The organism is Paraburkholderia sp. C35, assembly GCF_003121405.1.
GTDB lineage: Bacteria > Pseudomonadota > Gammaproteobacteria > Burkholderiales > Burkholderiaceae > Paraburkholderia.
The window spans coordinates 1-24055 of sequence record NZ_QBUY01000106.1; the positions used below are offsets into that span (position 1 = coordinate 1).

General features: G+C 62.4%; 21 protein-coding genes. 13 read left to right on the forward strand and 8 right to left on the reverse strand.

What is annotated here, in order from left to right; all coding sequences use genetic code 11:
• Positions 1-338: 338 nt before the first annotated feature.
• Positions 339-1364, reverse strand: a complete 1026-nt coding sequence (locus DK391_RS36315; protein ID WP_109482831.1) for a sulfate ABC transporter substrate-binding protein — start codon at positions 1362-1364, stop codon at positions 339-341.
• Between the two features lie 279 nt (positions 1365-1643).
• Here DK391_RS36315 and DK391_RS36320 point away from each other — a divergent pair, with 279 nt between their 5' ends.
• Complete coding sequence (locus DK391_RS36320) at positions 1644-1925, forward strand: hypothetical protein (protein WP_109482832.1); 282 nt, start codon at positions 1644-1646, stop codon at positions 1923-1925.
• Positions 1926-1933: 8 nt separating this feature from the next.
• Here DK391_RS36320 and DK391_RS36325 read toward each other — a convergent pair whose 3' ends face one another.
• Positions 1934-2545 carry an alpha/beta hydrolase gene (locus tag DK391_RS36325; protein ID WP_109482833.1) on the reverse strand — a complete coding sequence of 204 codons (612 nt, stop codon included), beginning with the start codon at positions 2543-2545 and terminating at the stop codon, positions 1934-1936.
• Between the two features lie 220 nt (positions 2546-2765).
• Here DK391_RS36325 and DK391_RS36330 point away from each other — a divergent pair, with 220 nt between their 5' ends.
• The 6 genes from DK391_RS36330 (at position 2766) to DK391_RS36355 (ending at position 6920) form a co-directional block, all read left to right on the forward strand.
• Positions 2766-3707 carry a glyoxylate/hydroxypyruvate reductase A gene (locus tag DK391_RS36330; RefSeq protein ID WP_109482857.1) on the forward strand — a complete coding sequence of 314 codons (942 nt, stop codon included), beginning with the start codon at positions 2766-2768 and terminating at the stop codon, positions 3705-3707.
• 130 nt (positions 3708-3837) lie between these two features.
• Positions 3838-4764, forward strand: coding sequence for a hydroxymethylglutaryl-CoA lyase (locus DK391_RS36335; RefSeq protein ID WP_109482834.1), 927 nt, complete (start codon positions 3838-3840; stop codon positions 4762-4764).
• Between the two features lie 20 nt (positions 4765-4784).
• Positions 4785-5306, forward strand: coding sequence for a YbaK/EbsC family protein (locus tag DK391_RS36340; protein ID WP_109482835.1), 522 nt, complete (start codon positions 4785-4787; stop codon positions 5304-5306).
• Positions 5303-5551, forward strand: coding sequence for a DUF1289 domain-containing protein (locus DK391_RS36345; RefSeq protein ID WP_109482836.1), 249 nt, complete (start codon positions 5303-5305; stop codon positions 5549-5551). The genes DK391_RS36340 and DK391_RS36345 overlap by 4 nt, the downstream gene beginning before the upstream one ends.
• Complete coding sequence (locus DK391_RS36350) at positions 5548-6003, forward strand: MaoC family dehydratase (protein ID WP_109482837.1); 456 nt, start codon at positions 5548-5550, stop codon at positions 6001-6003. Before DK391_RS36345 ends, DK391_RS36350 begins: the two co-directional genes overlap by 4 nt.
• On the forward strand, positions 6000-6920 hold the full coding sequence (locus DK391_RS36355) for an MBL fold metallo-hydrolase (protein ID WP_109482838.1): 921 nt from the start codon (positions 6000-6002) through the stop codon (positions 6918-6920). The genes DK391_RS36350 and DK391_RS36355 overlap by 4 nt, the downstream gene beginning before the upstream one ends.
• A gap of 193 nt (positions 6921-7113) precedes the next feature.
• On the opposite strand, the gene DK391_RS36360 is transcribed toward DK391_RS36355, so the two are convergent.
• On the reverse strand, positions 7114-8013 hold the full coding sequence (locus DK391_RS36360; RefSeq protein WP_109482839.1) for a DMT family transporter: 900 nt from the start codon (positions 8011-8013) through the stop codon (positions 7114-7116).
• A 113-nt stretch (positions 8014-8126) separates the two neighbouring features.
• On the opposite strand from DK391_RS36360, the gene DK391_RS36365 reads away from it, so the two are divergent.
• Positions 8127-8606: an Lrp/AsnC family transcriptional regulator gene (locus tag DK391_RS36365; protein ID WP_109482858.1), complete on the forward strand. Its 480-nt coding sequence runs from the start codon at positions 8127-8129 to the stop codon at positions 8604-8606.
• A 31-nt stretch (positions 8607-8637) separates the two neighbouring features.
• On the opposite strand, the gene DK391_RS36370 is transcribed toward DK391_RS36365, so the two are convergent.
• Positions 8638-9528: an alpha/beta hydrolase gene (locus tag DK391_RS36370; protein ID WP_109482840.1), complete on the reverse strand. Its 891-nt coding sequence runs from the start codon at positions 9526-9528 to the stop codon at positions 8638-8640.
• A 263-nt stretch (positions 9529-9791) separates the two neighbouring features.
• On the opposite strand from DK391_RS36370, the gene DK391_RS36375 reads away from it, so the two are divergent.
• Entirely contained in the window at positions 9792-10751 is a 960-nt protein-coding gene (locus DK391_RS36375) for a nitronate monooxygenase family protein (protein WP_109482841.1), read from the forward strand.
• Positions 10752-10819: 68 nt separating this feature from the next.
• Here DK391_RS36375 and icmF read toward each other — a convergent pair whose 3' ends face one another.
• The 4 genes from icmF to DK391_RS36395 all read right to left on the reverse strand — a co-directional run bounded on the left by icmF (position 10820) and on the right by DK391_RS36395 (position 17693).
• The gene (gene icmF, locus DK391_RS36380; protein ID WP_109482842.1) at positions 10820-14194 is read right to left on the reverse strand and encodes a fused isobutyryl-CoA mutase/GTPase IcmF; all 3375 of its coding nucleotides are present in this window, start codon (positions 14192-14194) and stop codon (positions 10820-10822) included.
• A gap of 130 nt (positions 14195-14324) precedes the next feature.
• Entirely contained in the window at positions 14325-15263 is a 939-nt protein-coding gene (locus tag DK391_RS36385) for a LysR family transcriptional regulator (protein ID WP_109482843.1), read from the reverse strand.
• Between the two features lie 198 nt (positions 15264-15461).
• Positions 15462-16541: a porin gene (locus tag DK391_RS36390; RefSeq protein WP_109482844.1), complete on the reverse strand. Its 1080-nt coding sequence runs from the start codon at positions 16539-16541 to the stop codon at positions 15462-15464.
• 531 nt (positions 16542-17072) lie between these two features.
• On the reverse strand, positions 17073-17693 hold the full coding sequence (locus tag DK391_RS36395; protein ID WP_109482845.1) for a hypothetical protein: 621 nt from the start codon (positions 17691-17693) through the stop codon (positions 17073-17075).
• Positions 17694-18252: 559 nt separating this feature from the next.
• Between DK391_RS36395 and DK391_RS36400 the strand changes: the two genes are divergently transcribed.
• From DK391_RS36400 to DK391_RS36415, 4 genes are all read left to right on the forward strand, one after another.
• On the forward strand, positions 18253-19275 hold the full coding sequence (locus DK391_RS36400) for a bile acid:sodium symporter family protein (protein WP_109482846.1): 1023 nt from the start codon (positions 18253-18255) through the stop codon (positions 19273-19275).
• Positions 19276-19549: 274 nt separating this feature from the next.
• Complete coding sequence (locus tag DK391_RS36405) at positions 19550-21388, forward strand: phosphodiesterase (RefSeq protein ID WP_109482847.1); 1839 nt, start codon at positions 19550-19552, stop codon at positions 21386-21388.
• Between the two features lie 384 nt (positions 21389-21772).
• Positions 21773-22759, forward strand: a complete 987-nt coding sequence (locus DK391_RS36410) for a LacI family DNA-binding transcriptional regulator (RefSeq protein WP_109482848.1) — start codon at positions 21773-21775, stop codon at positions 22757-22759.
• Positions 22756-24042 carry an AGE family epimerase/isomerase gene (locus DK391_RS36415; protein WP_109482849.1) on the forward strand — a complete coding sequence of 429 codons (1287 nt, stop codon included), beginning with the start codon at positions 22756-22758 and terminating at the stop codon, positions 24040-24042. The genes DK391_RS36410 and DK391_RS36415 overlap by 4 nt, the downstream gene beginning before the upstream one ends.
• Positions 24043-24055 lie beyond the last annotated feature (13 nt).

The following is a 24055-nucleotide window of genomic DNA, read 5'->3' on the forward strand; positions in this document are numbered from 1 at the left end:
GCGCATAAGGCGCGACAGCCGACACACCGTTTGCCACCTGGGCGGCCTGGGCCGAACTGGAAAGGCTCGCTGAGACGCGGGTGCTTGAAGAGGGTGATGCGCTCTTAAAGAGCGCTGGCAGCGGGCGTCAAGAAGAGTGATGCCGTGTGAAGGATAGGACCGGCTGGGGGCCCGCAGGCAATGACCGGAGTGCGTGGTGTTCAGCGGCTTTCTTTTGCCTACTTTTCTTTGCCGCGGCAAAGAAAAGTAGGTGCCGCCCCGCACAGGGGCAACGCATGCAGACCGATAACAAAATGCGGACGCCAGCGCGAGCAAAAGCAAACACCACACCACAACCACTACTTCCTATCTACAATAATCTGATCAAACGTCCCGCCATCGGCGAAATGCGTCTGCTGCGCCTTCTGCCAGCTACCAAACACCTGCTCGACAGTAAAAGTCTTCAGCGGCTTGAACTCACTGGCATGCTTCGCCAGCACAGCGGGATCTCGCGGACGCAGATGATGCTGCGCGATGATCTCCTGCGCCGCCGGTGAATACAGATAATCCAGATAAGCCTGCGCTTCCTTGCGCGTACCGCGCTTATCGACGACCTTGTCGACGATCGTCACAGGCGGCTCGGCCAGAATGCTCATCGACGGATACACCGCCTCGAAACTTCCCGCTCCCACACCCGTGTCGATCAGCGACACTTCGTTTTCGAATGTCACCAGCACATCGCCGATGCCGCGCTGCGTGAACGTCGTCGTCGCACCGCGCCCGCCCGTGTCGAGCACGGGGACGTTGCGGAAAATCGCCTTTTCGAAGTCGAGCGCCTGAGCATCCGTTGCGCCGTTCTGCTTCTTGTAGCCCCATGCGGCAAGGTACGTATAGCGGCCATTGCCCGCCGTCTTCGGATTCGGAATCACGACCTGCACGCCAGGCTTCGTCAGATCGTCCCAGTCCTTGATGTGCTTCGGATTGCCCTTGCGCACGAGAAACACCATCGTCGTGGTGTACGGCGCGCTGTTGTTGGGCAGGCGCGCACGCCAGTTGGCAGGCACCAGTTGCCCGCGCTCGGCGAGCAGATCGATGTCGTTCGGCTGGTTCATCGTCACGACGTCGGCCTGCAAGCCCTGCAGCACCGACAGCGCCTGCGCGCTCGACGCACCGTGCGACTGCTTGACCTGCACCGTCTCACCGCTCTTCTGCTTGTACGCCGCGATGAATCCGGGGTTGATGTCCTTGTAGAGTTCGCGCGTCACGTCGTACGACACATTGAGCAGCGATGCGTCCGCGTGCGCGCTCTGCGCGACGCCGAACGAAAGTGTCAATGCCGTGAAGCCGGCTGCGAGCCGGCGCGTTTGATCTCCTCTGCGTGCCATCTTTTCCCCACTTGTGAATGATGAAGCATGTCGCCGTCCTGCTGCGGCTGGATCAGCGATTCTAGCGGATCGATTCGCATGCTTACGGGAAACACTGAGGAATCGGCCTATATCTTCCTGCCAGGTTTCCGGACATTTCGGTCACGCGTACGATCAGTTCGTCACGTTGATTCAGAAGCGCGGATTGTCGCGAGCGAGCGTGATTTGGCGTTGTTCTTCCGTCGGGTTTCTGATCAAACAGAACTCCGCTTAAGAGAGAATTTGCTTAGGATTGTGTCTATGGAAACGTTAGATAAGTCGCTTTTGAAGCGTCGTTCTCACACGCTTCGGTTGATTCACGGTGGTCGCAATATGGAGGCACGCATGACCCGAACTGAAACCACGATTGAACATATTCTTCAGGATCTCGAAGAACTTAAACGCGAAATGCGTGAATTAAAAAACTATGTCGACCAGCGTTTCAGTGCGCTGGAAAGCAGCATGCGTATCGAATTCCGCCTCTTGTGGGCGGCGAACTTTGCGCTCGCCGGTCTGATGGCGAAGGGCTTCCACTGGATCTGACACGGTGCCTAGCTGAACACCTGCGTCACCCCTTCCTCGTCTTCATGCTGGAATCGCAGCGGCGCGGCGCAATGCGCGAGCGTGTCGACGAAATACTTCGCGCGCGGCCACGGTCCGAAGCCCGCCGCGGTATTGATATGGCCAGCATCACCCAGATTGACGAAGGCGCTGCCCAGATGGGTTGCAAGCGCACGTGCATCGGCAAGTGCCATCCACGGGTCGGTCTCGCTGCCGATCAGGATGGAAGGCACCCCGAGGCGGCGTGCGTCGAAAGCACCCGCGAACTCGAACTTCTTCGGGCTTGCCGGTGCGACGAACAGCACGCCGGCAATATCGGCTACATCGGCGACAGGCACGCCTTGCTGCAATGCGTGCGCAGTCGCGAGACATCCGAAGCTATGCGCAGCGAGCACGAATGGGCCGCGCTCCTTCGCGAGCAGTTCTCGCACCGATTGCGCCCAGCGGCCGAGATCCGGCGCTTCCCAATCTGCCTGCTCGACCCGCAGCGAGCGTGGAAACTGCCGCTCCAGCCAGCTTTGCCAGTGCGCGCCTTCGCTGCCGTGCAGGCCCGGCACGGTCACGAGCCGCGGCGGCCAGATCGATCGGGTGCACGAAAACATGATTCTTTCCTCATAGCGGGAATCTGGAAATCATTGTCGCGTGGGCGAGGCATCGCTCGAACCAATTTTTCGTGCTTTGCATATGGTCGTGCCGCCGCGTGCATCGGCGCGTCCTCCGTCACGTCCGCCGAAACGCACGCGAACTCCGGCGAAAAAGTAGAATGAAGCCTATCCATAAAAGCCGCCCGCCCGGGTGACGGCAACGTTCAATCGGCCACGCATGAAAGTCCTGTTCTATACACCGCAATCCGAAGCCGACTCCTGGCTGCGCGACTTCACTCGCGCGCTGCCCGGCGTCGAGCTACGCGAATGGCGAGCGGGCGACAACGCACCCGCCGACGTCGCCATCGTCTGGAAGCCGCCGCGCGAGATGCTCGCCGGCCGCGACGACCTGCGCGCGATCTTCAACCTCGGTGCAGGCGTCGATGCGATCCTGAAGCTCGAGCGCGAACATCCCGGCACGCTGCCGCGCAACGCGCAACTCGTGCGGCTCGAAGACACGGGCATGGCGCAGCAGATGGCCGAATACGTGATGCACGCGGTGTTGCGCTACATGCGCCGTTTCGACGAGTACGACCGGTTGCAGTCGGAGCAACGCTGGCATGTTCTCGAACCGCACGCGCGCGACACGTTCACGGTCGGCGTGCTCGGTCTTGGCCTGCTCGGCTCGCATGTGTCGACGACGCTCGCGGCAGCCGGCTTTCCGGTACGCGGTTTCAGCCGCAGTGCGCGCGAGATCGAAGGCGTCGCGACTTTTGCGGGCGAAGCGCAGTTCGACGCGTTCCTCGACGGCGTGAAGGTGCTCGTCAATCTGCTGCCGCACACGCCCGACACACATGGCGTGCTGAACACTCGCAACCTGTCGAAACTGGCGCGCGGCGCGTATCTGGTCAATATCGCGCGCGGCGCGCATCTCGTCGAACAGGATCTGCTCGACGCACTGGCACAAGGTCAGATCGCCGCGGCCACGCTCGATGTATTCGTCGAGGAGCCGTTGCCGCCGCAGCATCCGTTCTGGCAGCACCCGCGCATCTCGATCACGCCGCATATCTCGGCGCTGACGTTGCGCGAGGAAAGCGTCGTGCAGATCGCGCAGAAGATCGGTGCGTTGATGCGGGGCGAGCAGATTGGTGGAATCGTCGATATCGCGCGTGGCTATTGAGCGCGTTATCGTCGGGATAAAGATGCGAGGCCGCGTCTAGCGGCGGCCGCAACACAACAACATGCGCGCCCCGCGTGCGAGGTGGACTCGCAGCGTATGGCGCCCATGATGCATGGGACTGGAGACAAACATGGCAATGCCGCAAGCAGTCAAGATCGTTGAAGTCGGTCCGCGCGACGGACTGCAGAACGAAAAGGAATTCGTCGCAACCCAGGTCAAGATCGAGTTGATCAATCGCCTGTCGGCGGCGGGGTTCAGGAATGTCGAAGCGGCGTCGTTCGTGTCGCCCAAATGGGTGCCGCAAATGGCCGACGGCACCGACGTGATGGCCGGCATCGAGCGTCGCGCGGGCACGATCTACTCGGTGTTGACGCCGAACATGCGCGGCCTGGAAGGCGCGATTGCCGCACGCGCCGACGAGATCGTGATCTTCGGCGCGGCCAGCGAAGCGTTCTCGCAGAAGAACATCAATTGCAGCATCGCGGAAAGCATCGAGCGCTTCGTGCCCGTCGCGCAAGCCGCGAAAGCACAAGGCATCCGCGTGCGCGGCAGCGTGTCGTGCTCGCTCGGCTGCCCGTATCAGGGCGAGGTGCCCGTGTCGTCGGTGGTCGATGTGGTCGAGCGCTTCGCGGCGCTCGGCTGCGATGAGATCGATATCGCCGATACGATCGGCGTCGGCACGCCGAAGCGCACGCGCGAAGTCTTCGCCGCCGTCACGCAGGTCTTCCCGCGCGAGCGCCTGTCCGGGCATTTCCACGACACCTACGGACAGGCGCTGGCGAACATCTACGCTGCGCTGGAGGAAGGCATCTCGATCTTTCATGCGTCGGTTGCAGGACTCGGCGGCTGTCCGTACGCGAAAGGCGCAACGGGCAACGTCGCCACGGAAGACGTGCTGTATCTGATGAACGGACTCGGCATCGAAACGGGCATCGACCTCGCGCAAGTCGTCGAGATCGGCGATTTCATTTCCACGTCGATTGGCAAACCCAATGTATCGCGCGCAGGCAAAGCGCTGCTCGCCAAAGCGCGCAGCGAAAAGACCACCTGCGTATGACCCTCACAGGAACACACCCCATGTCGGATAACGCAACGGCACATACGCCGAGTCTGGACGATCTGCCTGAATCCGCGCGCCGCGTCGCGCTTCTGCTGCGCGAGCGCGGCCACGCCGGGCAAGTCGTGATGCTGCCGGAAACGGGCAAGACCTCGGCGGAAGCAGCCGCTGGTCTCGGCTGCTCGATTGCGCAGATTGCCAAATCGATCCTGTTTCGCCGCCGCGAAGACGATGCACCCGTGCTGATCGTCGCGAGCGGCGCGAATCGCGTCGATGAGAAAAAGGTCGCAGCGCAGGTGGGCGACATCGCACGCGCCGACGCGAAATTCGTGCGTGAAAAAACGGGTTATGCGATTGGCGGCGTGTGCCCCATCGGCCACGCGACGCCGCCCGTTACGCTGATCGACGCCGACCTGTTCACGCTCGACACTCTGTGGGCTGCGGCCGGTCATCCCCATGCCGTGTTCAATCTCACGCCACAGGAACTCGCCACGCTGACGGGCGCACCCGTCGTGGACGTCGCATTGCGCGAGACGGCATGACAACCGACGCCGCCCGCGTTCAGGACAAGGCGCAATCCGTTGCGCCTGTTCCTTCGCCGTGCATCAACATTTGCAGGATGAACCCGTCCACGGCGCTCTGCGAGGGCTGCCTGCGCACCATCGACGAAATTGCGATGTGGTCGTCGTTCGACGATGCAGCGAAGCGCGCGGTGTGGGATGAAATCGAACGACGTCACGCCGATTTCATGGCGCAACAACAGCGCGAACGCGGAGCGAAATCATGAACACGCCGCCGCGCGTGGTAACGGTCGGCGAGACGTTCAGCACGACGCTGCACCTTCCAGCAGAGTCGATCAAATCGTTCGCGACGCTCGTCAACGATCTCAACCCGCTGCATCACGACGACGCATATGCCGCGCAAAGCCGCTTTGGCGGCCTGATCGCGTCCGGTACGCAACCGACCGCGCATTTCATGGCACTGCTCGCGACGCACTATTCGACGTACGCGCAGCCGCTCGGCCTCGAATTCGACATCAAGCTGAAGAAAGCCGTGCACAGCGGTGACACGTTGACGATGACATGGCGCGTCGTCGGTGCGTTCTGGAAAGCCAGCCTCAACGGCGATCTGACACAGCTCGAAGGCAGCGTCGTCAATCAGCGCGGTGAAACGATTCTGCTCGGCAAATCGACGATACTCGTGATGCCCAAACCCGCCGCACAGGAAGGCGACGCATGATCGCGCTGCCGCCGTCCATACGCGTGTTCGAACGCGGCTGGCTATCGTCGAATAACGTGCTGCTCGTCGACGATGCCCGCGCGGCGCTCGTCGATACCGGCTACGCGTCGCATGCGGCACAGACGGTGGCGCTCGTCAGACACGCGCTCGGTGCGCGGCCGCTCGATCTGATCGTCAACACGCATCTGCATTCGGATCACTGCGGCGGCAACGCGCAACTGCAGGCAACCTGGCCGTGCCGCACGCTGATTCCATCGACAGAAGCCGAAGCGGTAAGCGAATGGGACGAAGCTCGCCTAACCTTTCGGGCGACGGGCCAGTTCTGCGAACGTTTCGCATTTTCGGAAACGATTTCACCCGGCATGCGCCTGTCGCTGGGTGCGCTCGACTGGGAAGTGCTTGGCGCACCCGGTCACGACCCGCATTCGCTGATGCTCTATTGCGCGGAACAACGCCTGCTGATCAGCGCCGACGCATTGTGGGAAAACGGCTTCGGTGTGATTTTTCCGGAACTGGAAGGTGAAAGCGGATTTGCCGAGCAGCAGGCAGTGCTCGAACTGATCGGCACGCTCGACGTGCAGACCGTGATTCCCGGTCACGGCGCACCGTTTTCGGATGCGAGCGCAGCGCTCGATCGCGCGTTGTCGCGCGTCGCATGGCTGCGCGCCGATCCCACGCGTAACGCGAAGAACGCGCTGAAGGTGTTGATCGTGTTCAAACTGCTCGACGTGCGGACCATGTCGTTCGACGCCCTGCTACGCCAGCTCGATGAAGCGAGCGTGATGCGGGCTGCCGCGACGATGCTCGAACCGCGTAGTGCGTGGCCTGCGCTGCTGCGTGGATTGATCGAAGGATTGGCGGCGCAGAACGGGCCGTTGCAGTTCGACGGCACGCAGATCAGTGCGCGCGGTGATTGACGTGTGAAACGGCGCCCAAAAAAAGAAAGCCGCTCGGCTTTCGGTTCGAGCGGCACAATTACTGTTGACGTGATCAGCGTCGATTAAATGATACCGTTGCGTAGCTTTCGAACGCATCGGTGATTTCCCTACAGATTCGTAACGCCAGCCCTGACGCCTTATTCGGATTCCATACTATCGGTATGAAGTACCGTCATATCGAATAGCGTCGCGACGGCACGATGCGCCAGCCCAGGTTCACGCCCGCTGCCGCGAGCAGGATCAGCACCGCGCCGAGCACCTGAATCCACGCGAGCTTCTGCCCAAACGCGATCCGGTCGACCACGATCGCCACCACGGGATAGATGAACGACAGCGCGCCTGTCATCGCCGTCGGCAGTTTCTGGATCGCTCCATACAGCAGCACGTACATGATCCCGGTATTCACGACACCGAGCGTGACGAGTTGCAGCCAGTGCATGCCCGTGGACGGCAACGCGTCGTATTGCACGAACGGCGCGAGCACGGCGACGCCCGTCGCCACGGTGATCAGCGCGATCAGATGCGGCGGGGTGTTCTTCAGGTGCTTGGTGATGATCGACGAAACGGCGTACAGGAATGCCGCGCCAACGGCATACGCGACGCCCTGCAGATACTGCCCCGGCACCGCCAGCACCGCCGGTTCGACCTTCACCACGAACACCAGTCCGACGAACGCAATCAGCAGCCACGCGACCGTCGAGGCCGTCACGCGCTCGCGGAACACCAGTGCGCCGAGCGCGACCAGCATGAAAGGCTGCGTGCTGTAGACCGTGGTCGCCATCGAGATCGACGCGCGCGAATAAGCGGCGAACAGCAACACCCAGTTCACGACGATGGCCGCGCTGCTCAGCGTCGCGAGCGCGATCATCTTCCACGAGAACAGCTTGCGTTTGAGCAGACCGAGCACGGCGCAGATCAGCAGCAACGTCGCGCCGCCGAACAGGCAGCGGAAGAACGCGACATTCAACGCCGATTGCTGCGACGAAACGACCAGCCAGCCTATCGTTCCCGACATCAGCATCGCGAGCGTCATCTCGAACGCCCCGCGCCGCACTTCGTTATTTGCTGCCATCTGCCACGCTCCAGAAGAATCACATCTTGCGAAGAGTGTAATTAATCCGCCGCAGCCGATACATATCTAAAATCAGGCAAACGACCGAATCCACCTTGGATGCGAAGGCCATCATGACGAAACGCCTTAATTCCGATACAAAGCCTGCGCCCACAACACTCGACGATACCGACCGCGTGTTGCTGGCCAACCTCGCCGACGATGCCCGCCAGCCTGTCAGCGAACTCGCGCGCAACGTCGGCCTGTCGGCGCCCGCGACGGCAGACCGCTTGCGGCGCCTGGAGACGCAAGGCGTGATCGAGCGCTTCACGGTGCAGATCGATCCGCGCGCGCTCGGCTACACGCTGCAGGCCATCGTGCGCGTGAAGCCGCTGCCCGGACAGTTGCATCTGGTGGAAGAGGTGATTCGCCGCATTCCTGAGTTCGTCGAATGCGACAAGGTGACGGGCGACGATTGCTTTATCTGTCGCCTGTATCTGCGCTCGATCGATCAACTCGACGAGATTCTGTCGAAAGTGACCGAGCGTGCGGAAACGAGTACGGCGATCGTCAAGTCGACGCCGGTGCAGCGGCGCTTGCCGCCGCTCGTCTGAATCGACGAACGGCAGCAGGCGCGCGAGAAAATCAAAGCTCGACGGCTTCGAAGAACGACAGCATTTCCGCGACCAGTTCAGCGGGCGCTTCCTCGGGAATATAGTGGCCGCACGACAGCGATCTGCCGCTGACGTCGCGCGCGACCTTGCGCCATTCGGCAACGGGCTCGAAGCATTTTTCGACCACGCCTTCCGCGCCCCACAGCACGCGTAACGGACAGGCGATCTTGTGTCCGCGCTCGATATCCGCGCGATCGTGTTCGAGATCGATGGTCGCCGACGCGCGATAGTCCTCGCACATTGCATGCACGGCGCCCGGCTGCCGCAGCGCCTTGCGATACTCGGCCAGCACTTCAGGCGCGAACGGCGCGAGGCCCGCGTGACGACTGCCCATCACGCGATCGACGTAGACATCGGGATTGCCTTCGATCAGCGTCTCCGGCAGCGGCTCCGGCTGGATCAGGAAGAACCAGTGGAAATAGAGCGTGGCGAAGGTGCGGTCGGTGGCTTCGTACATCGCGAGCGTCGGCGCGATGTCGAGCAGCATCAGACGTTCGACGGCGTCCGGGAAGTCGAGCGCCATCCGGTGCGCGACGCGTGCGCCGCGATCGTGCGCGCAAACCAGAAAGCGCTCGTGGCCGAAGTGACGCATCACGGCGACCTGATCGGCGGCCATCGCGCGTTTCGAATACGGCGCGTGCGTTTCATCGCTCGGCGGTTTGCCTGACGCGCCGTAGCCGCGCAGATCGGTGGCGATCACCGTGAAATGCTCGGCCAGCTGCGCCGCGCAGCGATGCCAGATCAGATGGCTCTGGGGATGACCGTGCAGCAGCAGCAAAGGCGGGCCGCTTCCGCCTTTGACTCCGTGAATATCGACGTCGCCGGCCGTGACCCGAAAAGGTGTGAAGTCCGCGAAGGGCATGTCGGATCTCGTTGTCGTTGTAAGTCTGGGCATTGTAGAAGGCGGCTGTGACGCTGCGAGTGGGATAACCCACGCTTTCATAGAACCTGAACTCTCCTTCGAACCGCATCGGACGAGCAACACGACGCAGAGTGCCCTATAATCGAACGATCGTTCTTAAATTTGTATTTCAACGGCTGTTTGAAACGGACACGCGGACAGCAGCCGCTACACTCATATCGCCGGGCATGGATGCACCGGCATGTCGAATGGAGACTCGCACCATGGCCTTGCCCGCCGTCCTGCAAAACCTTGCCCTGCCCGTCGTCGCCTCGCCGATGTTCATCGTCAGCTACCCGGAACTCGTGCTTGCGCAATGCAAGGCGGGGATCGTCGGGTCGTTTCCGGCGCTCAACGCGCGCCCGGCCGAATTGCTCGACGAATGGCTGACGCAGATTCAGGCGTCGCTCGCCGAGCACAAGGCGGCGAACCCGGCCGCCATCATCGGGCCGATCGCCGTCAATCAGATCGTGCATCAGTCGAATGCGCGGCTCGAACACGACATTCGGGTGTGCGTCGACCACAAGGTGCCGATTTTCATTACGAGCCTGCGCGCGCCCGCGAAGGAAATCGTCGATGCCGTGCACAGCTACGGCGGCATCGTGCTGCACGACGTGATCAATATGCGTCATGCGCAGAAGGCGCTGGAAGCGGGCGTGGATGGCCTGATCCTCGTCGCGGCGGGCGCGGGCGGCCATGCGGGCACGACCTCGCCGTTCGCGCTGGTCGGCGAAGTGCGGCGCATGTTCGACGGTCCGATCGTGCTGTCGGGATCGATTGCGAACGGCGGCTCGATTCTCGCCGCGCAGGCAATGGGCGCCGACCTCGCGTACATGGGCACACGCTTCATCGCGACGAAGGAAGCGCATGCCGTCGAAGGCTACAAGCAGGCGATCATCAACTCGAATTCCGCCGACATCATCTACACGAACCTGTTCACGGGCGTGCACGGCAACTACATCCGCGAAAGCATCGTGAACGCGGGTCTCGATCCCGACGCGCTGCCCGAGTCGGACAAGACGGCGATGAACTTCGGCAGCGACAAGGCGAAGGCGTGGAAAGACATCTGGGGCGCAGGCCAGGGCGTCGGTTTGATGAACGACGTGCCGAGTGTCGGTGAACTGGTCGCACGTCTGAAGGACGAGTATCAGGCGGCGAAGACACGGCTGGGTATCGGCCGCTGATTCGATGGCATGGCAGGCAAGAAAAAAGCCGCGTTCGCTAGACGCGGCTTTTTCGTTTTCGCGCGGCGTCACATGTTGCGCCGGTACTGACCGCCCACTTCGAACAGCGCGTGCGTGATCTGACCGAGCGAGCAGACGCGCACCGCATCCATCAACACGGCGAAGACGTTTTCATCGTCGATAACGGCCTGCTTCAGACGCGCCAGCATCGCCGGCGCGTCGCTTTCGTGCGATGACTGGAACGCGCGCAAGCGCTTCAATTGCCCCTGCTTTTCGTCTTCCGTCGAACGCGCGAGCGCAATCGGCGGCGGCGCGTCGTGCGCATGCGCGCCGAGGAACGTATTCACGCCGACTATCGGATACGAGCCGTCATGCTTGCGATGCTCGTACAGCATCGATTCGTCCTGAATCCGGCCACGCTGATAACCGGTTTCCATCGCGCCGAGCACGCCGCCGCGCTCGGTGAGCCGGTCGAACTCCGCGAGCACGGCGGCTTCGACGAGATCCGTCAGTTCGTCGATGACGAAACTGCCCTGATTCGGATTCTGGTTCTTCGCCAGGCCCCACTCGCGATTGATGATCAGCTGGATCGCGACCGCGCGGCGCACGGAGTCTTCCGTCGGCGTCGTGATGGCTTCGTCGAATGCGTTGGTGTGCAGCGAATTGCAGTTGTCGTAAATCGCGATCAGCGCCTGCAAGGTCGTGCGGATGTCGTTGAAGTCGATTTCCTGTGCATGCAGGCTGCGGCCCGACGTTTGCACGTGGTACTTCAGCTTCTGGCTGCGCTCGTTCGCGCCGTAACGATCGCGCATCGCCACCGCCCAGATACGCCGCGCGACACGGCCGAGCACCGTGTATTCCGGGTCCATCCCGTTCGAGAAGAAGAACGACAGGTTCGGCGCGAAATCGTCGATAGGCATGCCGCGCGCGAGATACGCCTCGACATAGGTAAAGCCGTTCGCCAGCGTGTACGCGAGCTGCGAGATCGGGTTCGCGCCCGCTTCCGCGATGTGATAGCCGGAGATCGACACCGAATAGAAATTGCGCACGCCATGTTCGACGAAATATGTCTGGATGTCGCCCATCACCTTCAGGCTGAATTCCGTCGAGAAGATGCAGGTATTCTGACCTTGATCTTCTTTCAGGATGTCGGCCTGCACGGTGCCGCGCACGTTTTCGAGCGCGAAGCGGCGCGCGGCGTCGAGTTCCTGCTGCGACGGCTCACGGTTTTCCTGCTGCGCTTTGGCGCGTACCGAGGCGATCTGCTGATCGATCGCCACGTTGAAGAACATGGCGAGAAGGGTCGGCGCCGGTCCGTTGATCGTCATCGACACCGACGTTTCAGGCGAGCACAGGTCGAAGCCGTCGTAGAGCGCGTTCATGTCGTCGAGTGTCGCTACCGACACGCCGGAATTCCCCACCTTGCCGTAGATGTCGGGCCGTTCGTGCGGCTCTTCGCCGTAGAGCGTGACGGAGTCGAACGCCGTCGACAGACGCTTGGCGGGCATGCCTTCGGAGAGCAGCTTGAAACGCCGGTTGGTGCGAAACGGATCGCCCTCGCCCGCGAACATGCGGGTCGGATCTTCGTTCTCACGGCGAAACGGGAACACGCCCGCCGTGAACGGGAAATAGCCGGGCAAATTGTCGAGCATCAGCCAGCGCAGGATCTCACCGGGATCTGTGAATGCGGGCAGCGCGACTTTGCGAATCTTCGAGCCAGATAGCGTTTCGACGGTGAGCGCGGTGCGGATTTCCTTATCGCGGATCCTGACGACATGTTCTTCGCCCGAATACGCGGCCACCGATTGCGGCCACGCGTCGAGCAACGCCTTTTCGCGCTCGCCGAGTTGCGAGGTTCGTGTGCCGATGAGTTTGTCTATCGCCGTCGTGTCCGGCGCGTTGTCGCCGGTCTCGGTCAGCATGCGGCGCGCTTCGACAAGTTGCCAGCGCTCGCGCGCAAGCTGCGATTGCGCCTCTGCCCGCTCGCGATAAGCGCGCACCGTCAGCGCGACATCCGACAGATAGCGCACACGCGCAGGCGGCACGATCGCGTTGCGGCCTGTCGAATGGCGCACACCGTCCATCTTAGGCAGCTTTCCGTCGCTGTCGCGCAAGCCGTGTTCGCGCAAAGCCTTCGCGATGTTTTGGTACACAGCCGTGACACCGTCATCATTGAAACGTGATGCAATCGACCCGAACACCGGCATTGCATCGATCTTCGCGGCGAACTTCTGCTGGTTGCGCTGGACCTGCTTGGCGACGTCGCGCAATGCATCGGCGGCACCTTTGCGGTCGAACTTGTTGATCGCGACGAAATCGGCGAAGTCGAGCATGTCGATCTTCTCCAACTGGCTCGCGGCGCCGAACTCGGGCGTCATCACGTACAGCGACTGATCGGCGTGCGGCACGATGGCCGCATCGCCCTGCCCGATGCCCGACGTCTCCACCACGATAAGATCGAAACCTGCCATCTTGCAGGTATCGATGGCATCGGGCAGCGCATCGGAGATTTCGCTCGACGCATCGCGCGTCGCCAGCGAGCGCATGAACACGTGCGGGCCGTTTCCCCAATCGCCGATTGCGTTCATGCGGATACGGTCGCCGAGCAGCGCACCGCCCGACTTGCGGCGCGACGGATCGATCGCGAGCACGGCGATGGTCAGCGTGTCGCCGTAGTCGAGGCGAAAACGGCGGATCAGCTCATCGGTCAGCGAGGACTTGCCCGCGCCGCCGGTTCCCGTGATGCCAAGCACAGGGACGCGCGTTTGCGCAGCGTGGGTCGTGAGTTCCGCGCGCGTATCGGCATCGACATCACCTGTTTCCAGCGACGTGATCAATTGCGCGAGCTTGCGGAACGCGGCGACACGCGCCGCCGGATGCGGGTCGCGGTGCATGGCCGCTTTCAGTTCGCGAGCCAGTTGCGCAGGCTGCGCATCGACTCGCGCGGCATCCCGACAGCGCGCGATCATGTCGTCGATCATGCCTTGCAGCCCCAGCCGCTGGCCGTCGTGCGGTGAGTAGATGCGCTCGACGCCATAGCGCTGCAACGCAGCGATCTCGTCCGGGACGATCACGCCGCCACCGCCGCCGAATACCTTGATCCGTTGGCCGCCGCGCTCGCGCAGCAGATCGACGAGATAACGGAAATATTCGACGTGGCCGCCCTGATAGCTCGACACGGCGACGCCGTCCGCGTCTTCGTGCAACGCGGCTGTCGCCACCTCTTCGACCGAGCGGTTGTGGCCGAGATGAATCACCTCGACGCCGCTCGCCTGCAGGATGCGCCGCATGATGTTGATCGACGCGTCGTGGCCGTCGAATAGCGCGGCGGCCGTGACGAAACGCAGGCGTCGCGAAGAGGGCTCGACGGGCGCGCGCGGCGTGGCAGCCTGGGAAGCGGGCACGTCGTCGCCGATGCGCTGCGGCGTGGAAAGATCAGTCATGTCTCCCCCGGATCGAATCGTCAGGTTCGTTCGAATCTGCGTTGCGGGTGCTGCAACCAGTATAACGATACGACCCGATCGTCCGTGCAGCGTTCAGCGCATGCGCGCCGCGCGCTATGCGTCACGCGTTTTATCGGGTGGCGAGCGCCCTGATCTGCTCGAGCGTCGGCCACAGCGTCTCGCTCGAAAAGCGCTCGGCGATGAAATCGACGAACGAGCGCACCTTGGCCGACAGATGGCGGCGGCTTGCGTAGACGACGTGAATGGGCAGTTCGCGCGGCGGCAGTTCGTCGACCAGCAGCGGCACGAGACGGCCGGCGGCGAGATCGTCGCCGATCACTTCCGTGCCGAGCAGCGCGAGCGCCGCGCCCTGCAACACGACCACGCGCTGCGCTTCGAGATGGTTGACGATCAGATTGCCCGACAGCTTGACGCGCGCGTTCTCGGCATTGGCGCCTGCGACCAGTTCGAGCGCCGACACGCCCGCATACTGGATAAAGTTGTGCCGCGCGAGATCGGCGGTGGTTTTGGGCGCGCCATGACGCTCGATATATTCCGGCGACGCGCACAGCACCAGATGCGCGGTCGCCACCTGCCGCGCGATCAGCGACGACGACTTGAGTCCCGACGGCGACGCGCGGATCGCGACATCGAAGCCCTCGTCGATCAGTTCGACGACACGGTCCGACAGCGTGATATCGACGGTGACTTGTGGATGCTGCGTCGCGTAATCGGCGACGGCGCTCATTACGTGACGCAGGCCGAATGCCGACAAGGTCGATACGCGCAGGCGCCCTTGCGGCACGATGCTCGCAGCGCCGACGGCCTGCTCGGCTTCGTCGAGTTCGCCTAGCACCTGGCTCAGGCGCTCGTAGTATTCGCGGCCTGCTTCCGTTGGTGCGACGCGGCGTGTGGTGCGGTTCAGCAGCCGTGCGCCGAGCTGCTGTTCGAGATGCATCACGTGCTTGCTCGCCATTGCCGCCGACATGTCCATTTTCTCGGCCGCGCCGACGAAGCTGCCGACTTCGACGACGTGGCGGAAGACTTTCATGCTGACCAGGGTGTCCATAGCGATGGGAATGAATCGAGGGGATTCACGCGACTTTATCAAGTCGTGGGCGGTAATGGGCGGTGCAGCGAGTTCGTGGAAGAATGCGGCTGCTGGCAAAACCACCTGCGCAAATGAAAAAGCCCCGCCGTCCAAAGGACAACGAGGCTTCATCCATCAGGCTGCGCCTATGCGCGGCGCAGCAACAAGCACCTGCGATCAGAACTTCGCGCGAATACCTGCGCCCGCCGTATAGCCGGAAGACTGACCCGTGTACTTGTCGTACAGGTACGCAGCATAGACATCGGTGCGCTTGGACAGCGGATAGTCGTAACCGATCGCCGCCGACTGATGCATCTGGTCCAGGCCACCCGCATCGCGCGAATACGCGTACGACGCCATCACCGTACCCGTGCCGAGCGGCACCGACACGCCGCCTTGCGCGGTGTTCACGTGCCAGCTGCCGACGTCCTGGTCGTTCTTCGTGTACATGTACTGGCCGTAGAACTTCACGAACTTCATGTCGTACGACACGCCCAGCTGCCCGACCGACTGGCTCCTCAAACCGCCGACCAGCGTGCTGAGGTCGGTTGGCGAGTTGTTGAAGTTGACGTACTGGAACACGCCCGTCGCCGCGAACGGACCGTGGAAGTACAGGAACTGCGCGCTGTACTTCTTCGAGCCGTTGTGATCGGCGGAATTGCCCAGCGCGTACATCGCGCTGCCCGACAGGCCGCTGAAGTCCGGCGTCGAATACTGGATCGCGTTGTTCCAGCCGGAATCGCCGACTACACCCATGTCCGTCGTGTAGGTCGGGAACGTGCCCAGACCGAGGAACACGTGATAGACCATCGGCGAGAACACGTACGAGTCGATGAACGGATTGAACAGGATCGTCGACACGAACAGTTGCGTGGTCAAACGGCCCGCCGTCACCGTACCGTACGGCGATTCGATACCGACGTACGAGTTGCGGCCAAAGAACGTGTCACCGTCGAAGCGGCCATAGTGACCGTTCTGCGCGCGGAAGAAGTCTTCCAGTGTGAAGATCGCCTTGTAGCCGTTGCCCAGATCTTCCGAACCCTTGATGCCCCAGTACGACGTCGACATACCGCCGCCCGACACGTTCCACGCCGTCTGGCCAGCCGGGAATTTCGTGACGCCAACCCATTCGTCGATCTGGCCGTACAGCTGCACGCTCGACTGCGCGAACGACGACGTCGATGCAATGGCCAGCAACGCGCCGATCGCGCTCGCCTTCAGGGTAGTTTTCAGCGCACGGCTGACGGTGGTCTTCATGGGTTCTCCTGTCTTTGTCAAAAGGTGTGGCTGTACGGCGGGGCGCTCGCCGGATCGGTATTTGTTATCCGTCTGATCGTCGAGCCAAATCGGGGCTGGGACAAATCTTTGCGGACCATTTTTCTGGACAAAAATATCTGCGGTTATTGCGGGTATATGGGACTGAATAGTTTGGTCGACTTTCGGCCTGATACTGGTTGCCGACGCACCTTGTTTTTGCAGTGCCGCAAATGTCCGCATGCCCTTTTAGGGCCGCGGATTCTACAGCACGACGGATGATGCACAGCGCATCGACGATGAATTGACGCGTTGCCGCAACAAAGACGGGATTTGATGACAAAACACCGAAGACTGACGAGTGTTTTCAAAAAAGTGTGGCGTGCTTACGTCAGATCAGACGTGCGCATTTTGGCGGGATGCGAAGGCGGGAAAGATTGAGTAGCTCAACTTGAGATCGCGCTCGGTCGATCTCAAACGAGATGGATGGACAACAGGAAAGCGTGAGAACCGGAACGCGCGTTTGAGAAAACGTCAGTTGCGGTATGGCGACGCAGACGGAAGGCGAGAGGAGTCGCCGGGAGGATGGGGAATCTGGCGCGACGCGCCGCGTTCTTCGTTATAGCGCGTCACGTCATCACGAATCGAACCGACGTGCGCCGATTGTGCGCTGGAAGGCGGACGCGGCGTGTTGCGCGAATCCGTGCTGACAGGCGTGATGGCCCCGGCGTACTGCGTGCCGACGTATTGAGCCGAGGGACGGTTGCGATAGACGTCGTTGGGCAGTGTCATGCGCTGCTCGCCGTAACCGGAAGTATTGCCGCCGTATGCTCGCCCGGCAAACGTGTCGGCGCCGTTGGGCCGTCCGGATACATTGCTGCCGCGCGCACGTGGCGTGTCGTTTCTCGCATACCGGCCTGAATGACCCGGCATGGAAACACCACGCGGCGTCTCGCGGGAAACGTTGGCGCGCGGCGCGGCATTGCCGCGCACCGGACCGCCAAACGAAGCGCCGTGGAAACCCGAATTACCGCCGAAGAATCCATGCCCCTCATGGCCGACGAACGACGGCTTCGCATAGGCGAGCGAAGTCAGCGCAACGATCAACGCGCCCGTCATCCACCATTTGATTCTCGACAGCCCTACAAGCACCATGTTTCACCTGCCCGACGACCCGCCTGTAAGCCCGCCGTTCGAGCTGCGGCTGGGCTGGTTCCGGGACTATCGCGACTGCATGGCACATTGCCGCGCGCGAAGCCCCATCGGCCTTCGAACAGTAATTTATTGGCGTCCTCCAAGTGAGTCGAGCCAAAATATGTTAGGTCTGCGGCACTCTTGTAACGCATTGTTACTGCGACGTTTTTTCGCCACAAACCTCTTGCGGAGGGATGCGAAAAAGCGCTGAAACGAAGTGATTCGAACACCTGAATTCGTATGAACAGAGTCGCGCTAAAACGCTCTTTCATAAGCACTTTTCGGCCACCTGCAGGGAGCCTGAAACACGCGTTTGAACTACCACTTCGATGGCCGGTTCGATGCGATCACAACGATGCATACCGTTTCCTCGTACCGCGCTCCTTTCATGCGCTTTGGTAATTAATCAATTCGGCAAATGAATTTGCTTTTTCAATCACTTTGGCCGGACAATAGCCCTTTGGCGCTTGCCCGCCGGCGACATCAAGGCGATCGCGTCACCCGCATCGAGATTTGAAAGATGGCCCGTCCGAAACTCCTTCCCGATAACTTCACGCTGTGCCTGATCGGCACGGTGATCTTCGCGAGCCTGCTGCCCGTGCACGGCCAGGCCGCCACGGCGTTCAACTGGGTCACAGACATTGCCGTCGGGCTGCTGTTTTTCCTGCACGGCGCCAAGCTGTCGCGCGAAGCGATCATTGCAGGCGCCACCCACTGGCGGCTGCACCTGGTCGTGCTGCTAAGCACCTTCGCGCTCTTTCCGGTACTCGGGCTCGTACTCAAACCGCTTCTTGCGCCCCTCGTGACGCCCGCGCTCTACGCCGGCATCCTCTTCCTGTGTACGCTGCCGTCGACGGTTCAATCGTCGATCGCGTTCACGTCGATTGCGAAGGGCAACGTGCCCGCCGCCGTGTGCAGCGCGTCGGCTTCCAGCCTGCTCGGCATCTTCATTACGCCCGCGCTGGTCAGCGTGATCATCACGAGTCAGGCAGCCAGCGGCACGTCGCCGTGGCACACGGTGTGGAACATCGTGCTGCAACTGCTGGTGCCGTTCGTTGCCGGGCAGTTGCTGCGGCCGCTGATCGGCGGGTGGATCGAGCGTAACCGCGGCGTGCTGAAGTTCGTCGATCAGGGTTCGATCCTGCTGGTGGTCTACGCTGCCTTCAGCGAAGCCGTCAACGAAGGCCTGTGGCATCAGATTCCGCTCGCCGCGCTGGGCGGCCTGCTGGTGGTGTGCGCGGTGCTGCTGGCGCTCGCGCTGGCCGTGACGATGTTCGTCAGCAAGCGCCTGGGCTTTAGCCGCGCTGATCAGATCACTATCATCTTCTGCGGCTCCAAGAAGAGCCTCGCGGCCGGCGTGCCAATGGCGAAGGTGATTTTCGCCACGCACGCAGTGGGCGCCGTCGTCCTGCCGCTGATGCTGTTCCACCAGATCCAGCTGATGGTCTGCGCGGCGCTCGCGCAACGCTGGGGCGCACGCGATCTCAGCGCCGAAAAGCGCGCCGGGCAGAAAGGTGCGACAGCCGCCGTGGTACGGCGCTAGGGCCGTATTGAAAGAAACAAGATTCATGAGCGCTCTCCCTGAGTGCATGTCGTCGTGAAGGCCGCCTCCGGGCGGCTTTTTTGTTATTTCATCCTGAGCGCCGCCTGCTGTCGCTTCGGCCCGGTGGCATAGGACAGACGCACACACCCTTCATCCCACATGGCGGAAGCGCTTCCGGCGCGCACCAGCGCGGTGCAAGCCGTCATTAAAAATTCATTTAATTTCAGCGACTTGCTGCCGATAAGCCGACGGTCCAATGCTCCGGCCGTGTGTCATGTCTCAACGCCAGCCCTTCCCCATCGCAGCGCCACGCATCGTCGACCTGATTGCGCAGCGCGACCTCTCCGCCGTCTTTCAGCCGATCGTCGATTTCGACGACGGCGCGATCCTCGGTTACGAAGGGCTGATCCGCGGACCGGCCGGCACGGCATTGGAAACGCCGTACGCGCTGTTCGCGCAGGCGGCCGCCGAAGGCAGCGTGATCGCGCTGGAGCGCGCCGCCGCGCGCACCTGTGTCGAGGCGTTCGCCAGCCTCGGCTATGACGGCAAGCTGTTCCTGAACTTCAGCGCAGGCGCCATTCGCCAACTCGCCGACGACCGCGAGGGCATGCTCGCGATGCTGCGCGACATCGGCATCGATGCCCAACGCATCGTGATCGAACTGACCGAGCAGAGCGCGATTCCCGACGTGGCCAGCTTCCTGCCCGCCATCTCCATGCTGCGCAAGGCGGGCGCCCAGTTCGCGCTGGACGACTACGGCACGGCGAACGCCAGCATGAACCTGTGGGTGCGGCTGCAGCCCGATGTCGTGAAGATCGACCGCTTCTTCATCCACGACATCGCCAGCGATCCGCTCAAGTTCGAGGCCGTCAAGGCAATGCAGCACTTCGCCGCCGCGAGCGGCGCGCGGCTGGTGGCCGAAGGCATCGAAAACGAAGCGGACCTGATCGTCGTGCGCGACATGGGCATTGCTTGCGGCCAGGGCTATTTCTTCGGCAAGCCGCACGCGCGCCCGCCGCGCAAGGTCACCGACGATGCCCGCGAAGCGCTGCGCGCCGGACATATCGCCGTGTTTCCCGAAGCGACGCGTGCCGTCAGCGGTTCGCCGTCGGGCGGCATGGCGTCCGAGAAAATGGTCGTGCATGCGCCCGCGCTGCCGCGCAACGCCACCAACAACGATGTGCTCGAACTGTTCAACCGGCTGCCCAATCTGCATGCCGTCGCCGTGGTCGAGCAGAACGAACCCGTCGCGCTGATCAACCGTCGCGCGTTCATGGACCGCTACGCGCTGCCCTATCATCGCGAGCTGTTCGGCAAACGGCCTTGCATGCTGTTCGCTAATGCGTCGCCCGTCGTGATCGAAAAGTCGATGACGGTCGAAGACATGGCCAAGCTCCTTGCCAGCGACGACCAGCGCTATCTGGCCGATGGTTTCGTGATCACCGAGCACGGCGCGTACATCGGCCTCGGCACGGGCGAAAGTCTCGTGCGCGCCGTGACGGAGGTCCGCATCGAGGCGGCCCGCTACGCGAACCCGCTCACCTTTCTGCCCGGCAACATTCCGATCAGTTCACACATCACGCGGCTGCTTGGTCACGAAGCGGGCTTCTACGCGTGCTACGTCGATCTGAACCACTTCAAGCCGTTCAACGACCAGTACGGCTACTGGCAAGGCGACGAGGTGCTGAAGTTCGCCGCGCACGTGCTTGCGGAAGTCTGCGACCCGATGCGCGACTTTCTTGGCCACGTCGGCGGCGACGATTTTCTGGTGCTGTTTCAGAGCGAGGACTGGCGGGAACGCGCCGAGCGCGCCATTCATGTATTCAATGAAGGCGCGCAGCGTTTCTACGCACCGGTCGACCGCATGGCGGGCGGCATCCACGGCGAGGACCGGCGCGGCAATCCGACCTTCTTCGGCTTCGTGACAATGGCGATCGGCTGCGTGCATGTGCAACCGCAAACACCCGACGCGGCGTACAGCAGCGAAGACATTGCGACGGTCGCCGCGCTCGCGAAACGCCGGGCGAAAGGCGAAGCGTCCGGCCTCGTGATGATCGAATTCGAAGAAAGCCAGATGTTGCTGCAAGGACGTACGGCGGCCATCGTCGACTGAGCTTCGGCGGATTTCGCTTTCCGCGTTCGCCCAGCGACTCCATTTGCTGCACGGCGCTGCAGCGACACCTCTTTGTCATGACGGGCAGCCACCTTGTGGACAAGGTTCCGGCTGCACGTTTTCCCAATCTCCCATTTCCCGTCCGGAACGCGGACAGCACTCACGCGCGTTCCCGAAACACGTCCGCACTTGCTTCAATTCATGAATTTAACGCAACGTTTAGTGCATTTTACTAAACAAACGTTTAGCCTTCATTTGCCCGGTATACGGGTATCTACGCGTGTCCAAAGGCTGGCTGCAGGGGTTTCGCGGTGACGTTTTACTATACAATCACCCGAACTTGAACTCCGCCGCGGTGCGTGTCTCGCCCCGCCGCTCTTTTCGATGGCTACAACGATCCGCGATGTCGCTCGCGCGGCCAGCGTGTCGATCGGCACCGTTTCACGCGCCCTGAAGAATCAGCCCGGCCTGTCGGAATCGACGCGCGAACGCGTCGTCGAGACGGCACGCCGGCTCGGCTACGATTCCGCGCAATTGCGTCCGCGCATTCGCCGTCTCACGTTTCTGCTGCATCGTCATCACAACAACTTCGCCGTCAGCCCGTTCTTCTCGCATGTGCTGCATGGCGTGGAAGACGCGTGCCGCGAGCGCGGCATCGTGCCGTCCGTGCTGACGGCCGGTCCGACCGAAGACGTGGTCCAGCAGATGCGCCTGCACGCGCCCGACGCCATTGCCGTCGCGGGCTTCGTGGAGCCGGAAACGCTCACCACGCTCATCGCGATGAAGCGCCCGCTCGTGTTGATCGACTTGTGGGCGCCGAATCTGCGTTCGGTCAATCTCGACAACCAGGCGGGCGCCGCGCTCGCGATGCAGCATCTGTTTGCGCAGAAGCGCAAGCGCATCGCGTTCATCGGCGGGTCGCTCGCGCATTACAGCATTGCGCAGCGCGCGCTTGGCTACCGGCAAGCGTTCTTCGACGCCGGACTGCTGTTCGATCCGTCGCTGGAAGTGACGATCGACGCCGGTCTCGATCCCGACTCCGGCGCCGCGCTCGCGATGGAGCAGTTGCTCGACCGTTCGGGCGAGCGCCCCGACGCCGTCTTCGCCTACAACGACCTCGCCGCGCTCGCCGCGCTGCGCGTCTGTCTCGCGCGCGGCCTGCGCGTGCCGGAAGACATCGCGATCGTCGGTTTCGACGACATTCCCGCCGCCGCGCACGCGCGCCCGCCGCTCACGACCATCGCCGTCGACAAGGAAGCGCTCGGGCGTCGCGGCGTCGAACTGCTGCTCGAAGACACGCCGTCCGCACTCGACATTCGCGTCCCGGTCCAACTCATTGTCCGTGCCAGTACCTCGGTGAACACACCATGAAACAACCCGACACGACTCTTTCGAACAACAGCGCCAATCACAAGGCGCCGCCCGTCGCGAGCTTCCGCGACGGCGCGTTCCTGCTCTCGCACATCGAGGACACGCTGCGTTTCTACGCGCCGAACGTGTTCGATCCGAGCGGCGGCTTCTTCCACTTTTTCCGCGACGACGGTTCGATCTACAACCGCGCGACGCGGCACCTGGTCAGCAGTTGCCGCTACGTTTTCAACTACGCGATGGCGTACCGCCAGTTCGGCGATCCGCAGCATCTGGAATATGCGAAGCACGGCCTGAAGTTCCTGCACGACGGCCACTGGGACGCGCAGCATCAGGGCTACGACTGGGAAATCGACTGGCGCGACGGCCACAGGCGCACGCTCGACGCGACGCGCCACTGCTACGGCCTCGCGTTCGTGCTGCTGGCGTATTCGCATGCGGCGATGGCGGGCATCGAAGAAGCCAAGCCGATGATCGCCGCGACCTTCGAGCTGATGGAGCACCGCTTCTGGGACCCGGCCGCCGGCCTCTACGCCGACGAAGCCACCGCCGACTGGCGCGTGAGTTCGTACCGCGGCCAGAACGCGAACATGCATACGACGGAAGCGCTGCTCACCGCGTACGAAGCGACGGGGCATCTCGTTTATCTCGACCGTGCGGAACGCGTCGCGACCAACATCACGCTGCGTCAGGCGAAGCTGTCGCAGGGTCTGGTGTGGGAGCATTTTCACGCGGACTGGTCGGTCGACCGGCATTACAACGAGGAAGACAGCTCGAACATTTTCCGTCCGTGGGGCTTTCAGCCTGGTCACCAGACGGAATGGGCGAAACTGCTGCTGATTCTCGAGCGCCATCGTCCGTTGCCGTGGCTGCTGCCGCGCGCCATCGAACTGTTCGACGCCGCCATGACGCACGCCTGGGACAACGATCACGGCGGGCTGTACTACGGCTTCGGCCCGGACCGCACGGTCTGCGACCACGACAAGTACTTCTGGGTGCAAGCCGAAACCTTCGCGACGGCTGCGCTGCTCGGCAAACGCACGGGCAACGAGCGCTTCTGGGACTGGTACGACGAGATCTGGCGCTATAGCTGGACGCATTTCGTCGATCACCAGTATGGCGCGTGGTATCGCATCCTGACCTGCGACAACCGCAAGTACAGCGACGAAAAAAGCCCGGCCGGCAAGACCGACTATCACACGATGGGCGCCTGCTACGAAGTGCTGCATCATGCGTTGCAGCCCGCTTCCGGGCACGCTTCGCAGCCTTCGAGCGCGTCCGCCTAACCCTGTACGGTGA

Coding starts and splice junctions, on each gene's coding strand:
- DK391_RS36415 (WP_109482849.1), top strand. CDS start 22,756: ATGAAACAACCCGACACGACTCTTTCGAACAACAGCGCCAATCACAAG.
- DK391_RS36365 (WP_109482858.1), top strand. CDS start 8,127: ATGACGAAACGCCTTAATTCCGATACAAAGCCTGCGCCCACAACACTC.
- DK391_RS36405 (WP_109482847.1), top strand. CDS start 19,550: ATGTCTCAACGCCAGCCCTTCCCCATCGCAGCGCCACGCATCGTCGAC.
- DK391_RS36400 (WP_109482846.1), top strand. CDS start 18,253: ATGGCCCGTCCGAAACTCCTTCCCGATAACTTCACGCTGTGCCTGATC.
- DK391_RS36355 (WP_109482838.1), top strand. CDS start 6,000: ATGATCGCGCTGCCGCCGTCCATACGCGTGTTCGAACGCGGCTGGCTA.
- DK391_RS36395 (WP_109482845.1), bottom strand. CDS start 17,693: ATGGTGCTTGTAGGGCTGTCGAGAATCAAATGGTGGATGACGGGCGCG.
- DK391_RS36385 (WP_109482843.1), bottom strand. CDS start 15,263: ATGGACACCCTGGTCAGCATGAAAGTCTTCCGCCACGTCGTCGAAGTC.
- DK391_RS36335 (WP_109482834.1), top strand. CDS start 3,838: ATGGCAATGCCGCAAGCAGTCAAGATCGTTGAAGTCGGTCCGCGCGAC.
- DK391_RS36410 (WP_109482848.1), top strand. CDS start 21,773: ATGGCTACAACGATCCGCGATGTCGCTCGCGCGGCCAGCGTGTCGATC.
- DK391_RS36325 (WP_109482833.1), bottom strand. CDS start 2,545: ATGTTTTCGTGCACCCGATCGATCTGGCCGCCGCGGCTCGTGACCGTG.
- DK391_RS36370 (WP_109482840.1), bottom strand. CDS start 9,528: ATGCCCTTCGCGGACTTCACACCTTTTCGGGTCACGGCCGGCGACGTC.
- DK391_RS36345 (WP_109482836.1), top strand. CDS start 5,303: ATGACAACCGACGCCGCCCGCGTTCAGGACAAGGCGCAATCCGTTGCG.
- DK391_RS36390 (WP_109482844.1), bottom strand. CDS start 16,541: ATGAAGACCACCGTCAGCCGTGCGCTGAAAACTACCCTGAAGGCGAGC.
- DK391_RS36340 (WP_109482835.1), top strand. CDS start 4,785: ATGTCGGATAACGCAACGGCACATACGCCGAGTCTGGACGATCTGCCT.
- DK391_RS36375 (WP_109482841.1), top strand. CDS start 9,792: ATGGCCTTGCCCGCCGTCCTGCAAAACCTTGCCCTGCCCGTCGTCGCC.
- icmF (WP_109482842.1), bottom strand. CDS start 14,194: ATGACTGATCTTTCCACGCCGCAGCGCATCGGCGACGACGTGCCCGCT.
- DK391_RS36360 (WP_109482839.1), bottom strand. CDS start 8,013: ATGGCAGCAAATAACGAAGTGCGGCGCGGGGCGTTCGAGATGACGCTC.
- DK391_RS36320 (WP_109482832.1), top strand. CDS start 1,644: ATGGAAACGTTAGATAAGTCGCTTTTGAAGCGTCGTTCTCACACGCTT.
- DK391_RS36350 (WP_109482837.1), top strand. CDS start 5,548: ATGAACACGCCGCCGCGCGTGGTAACGGTCGGCGAGACGTTCAGCACG.
- DK391_RS36315 (WP_109482831.1), bottom strand. CDS start 1,364: ATGGCACGCAGAGGAGATCAAACGCGCCGGCTCGCAGCCGGCTTCACG.
- DK391_RS36330 (WP_109482857.1), top strand. CDS start 2,766: ATGAAAGTCCTGTTCTATACACCGCAATCCGAAGCCGACTCCTGGCTG.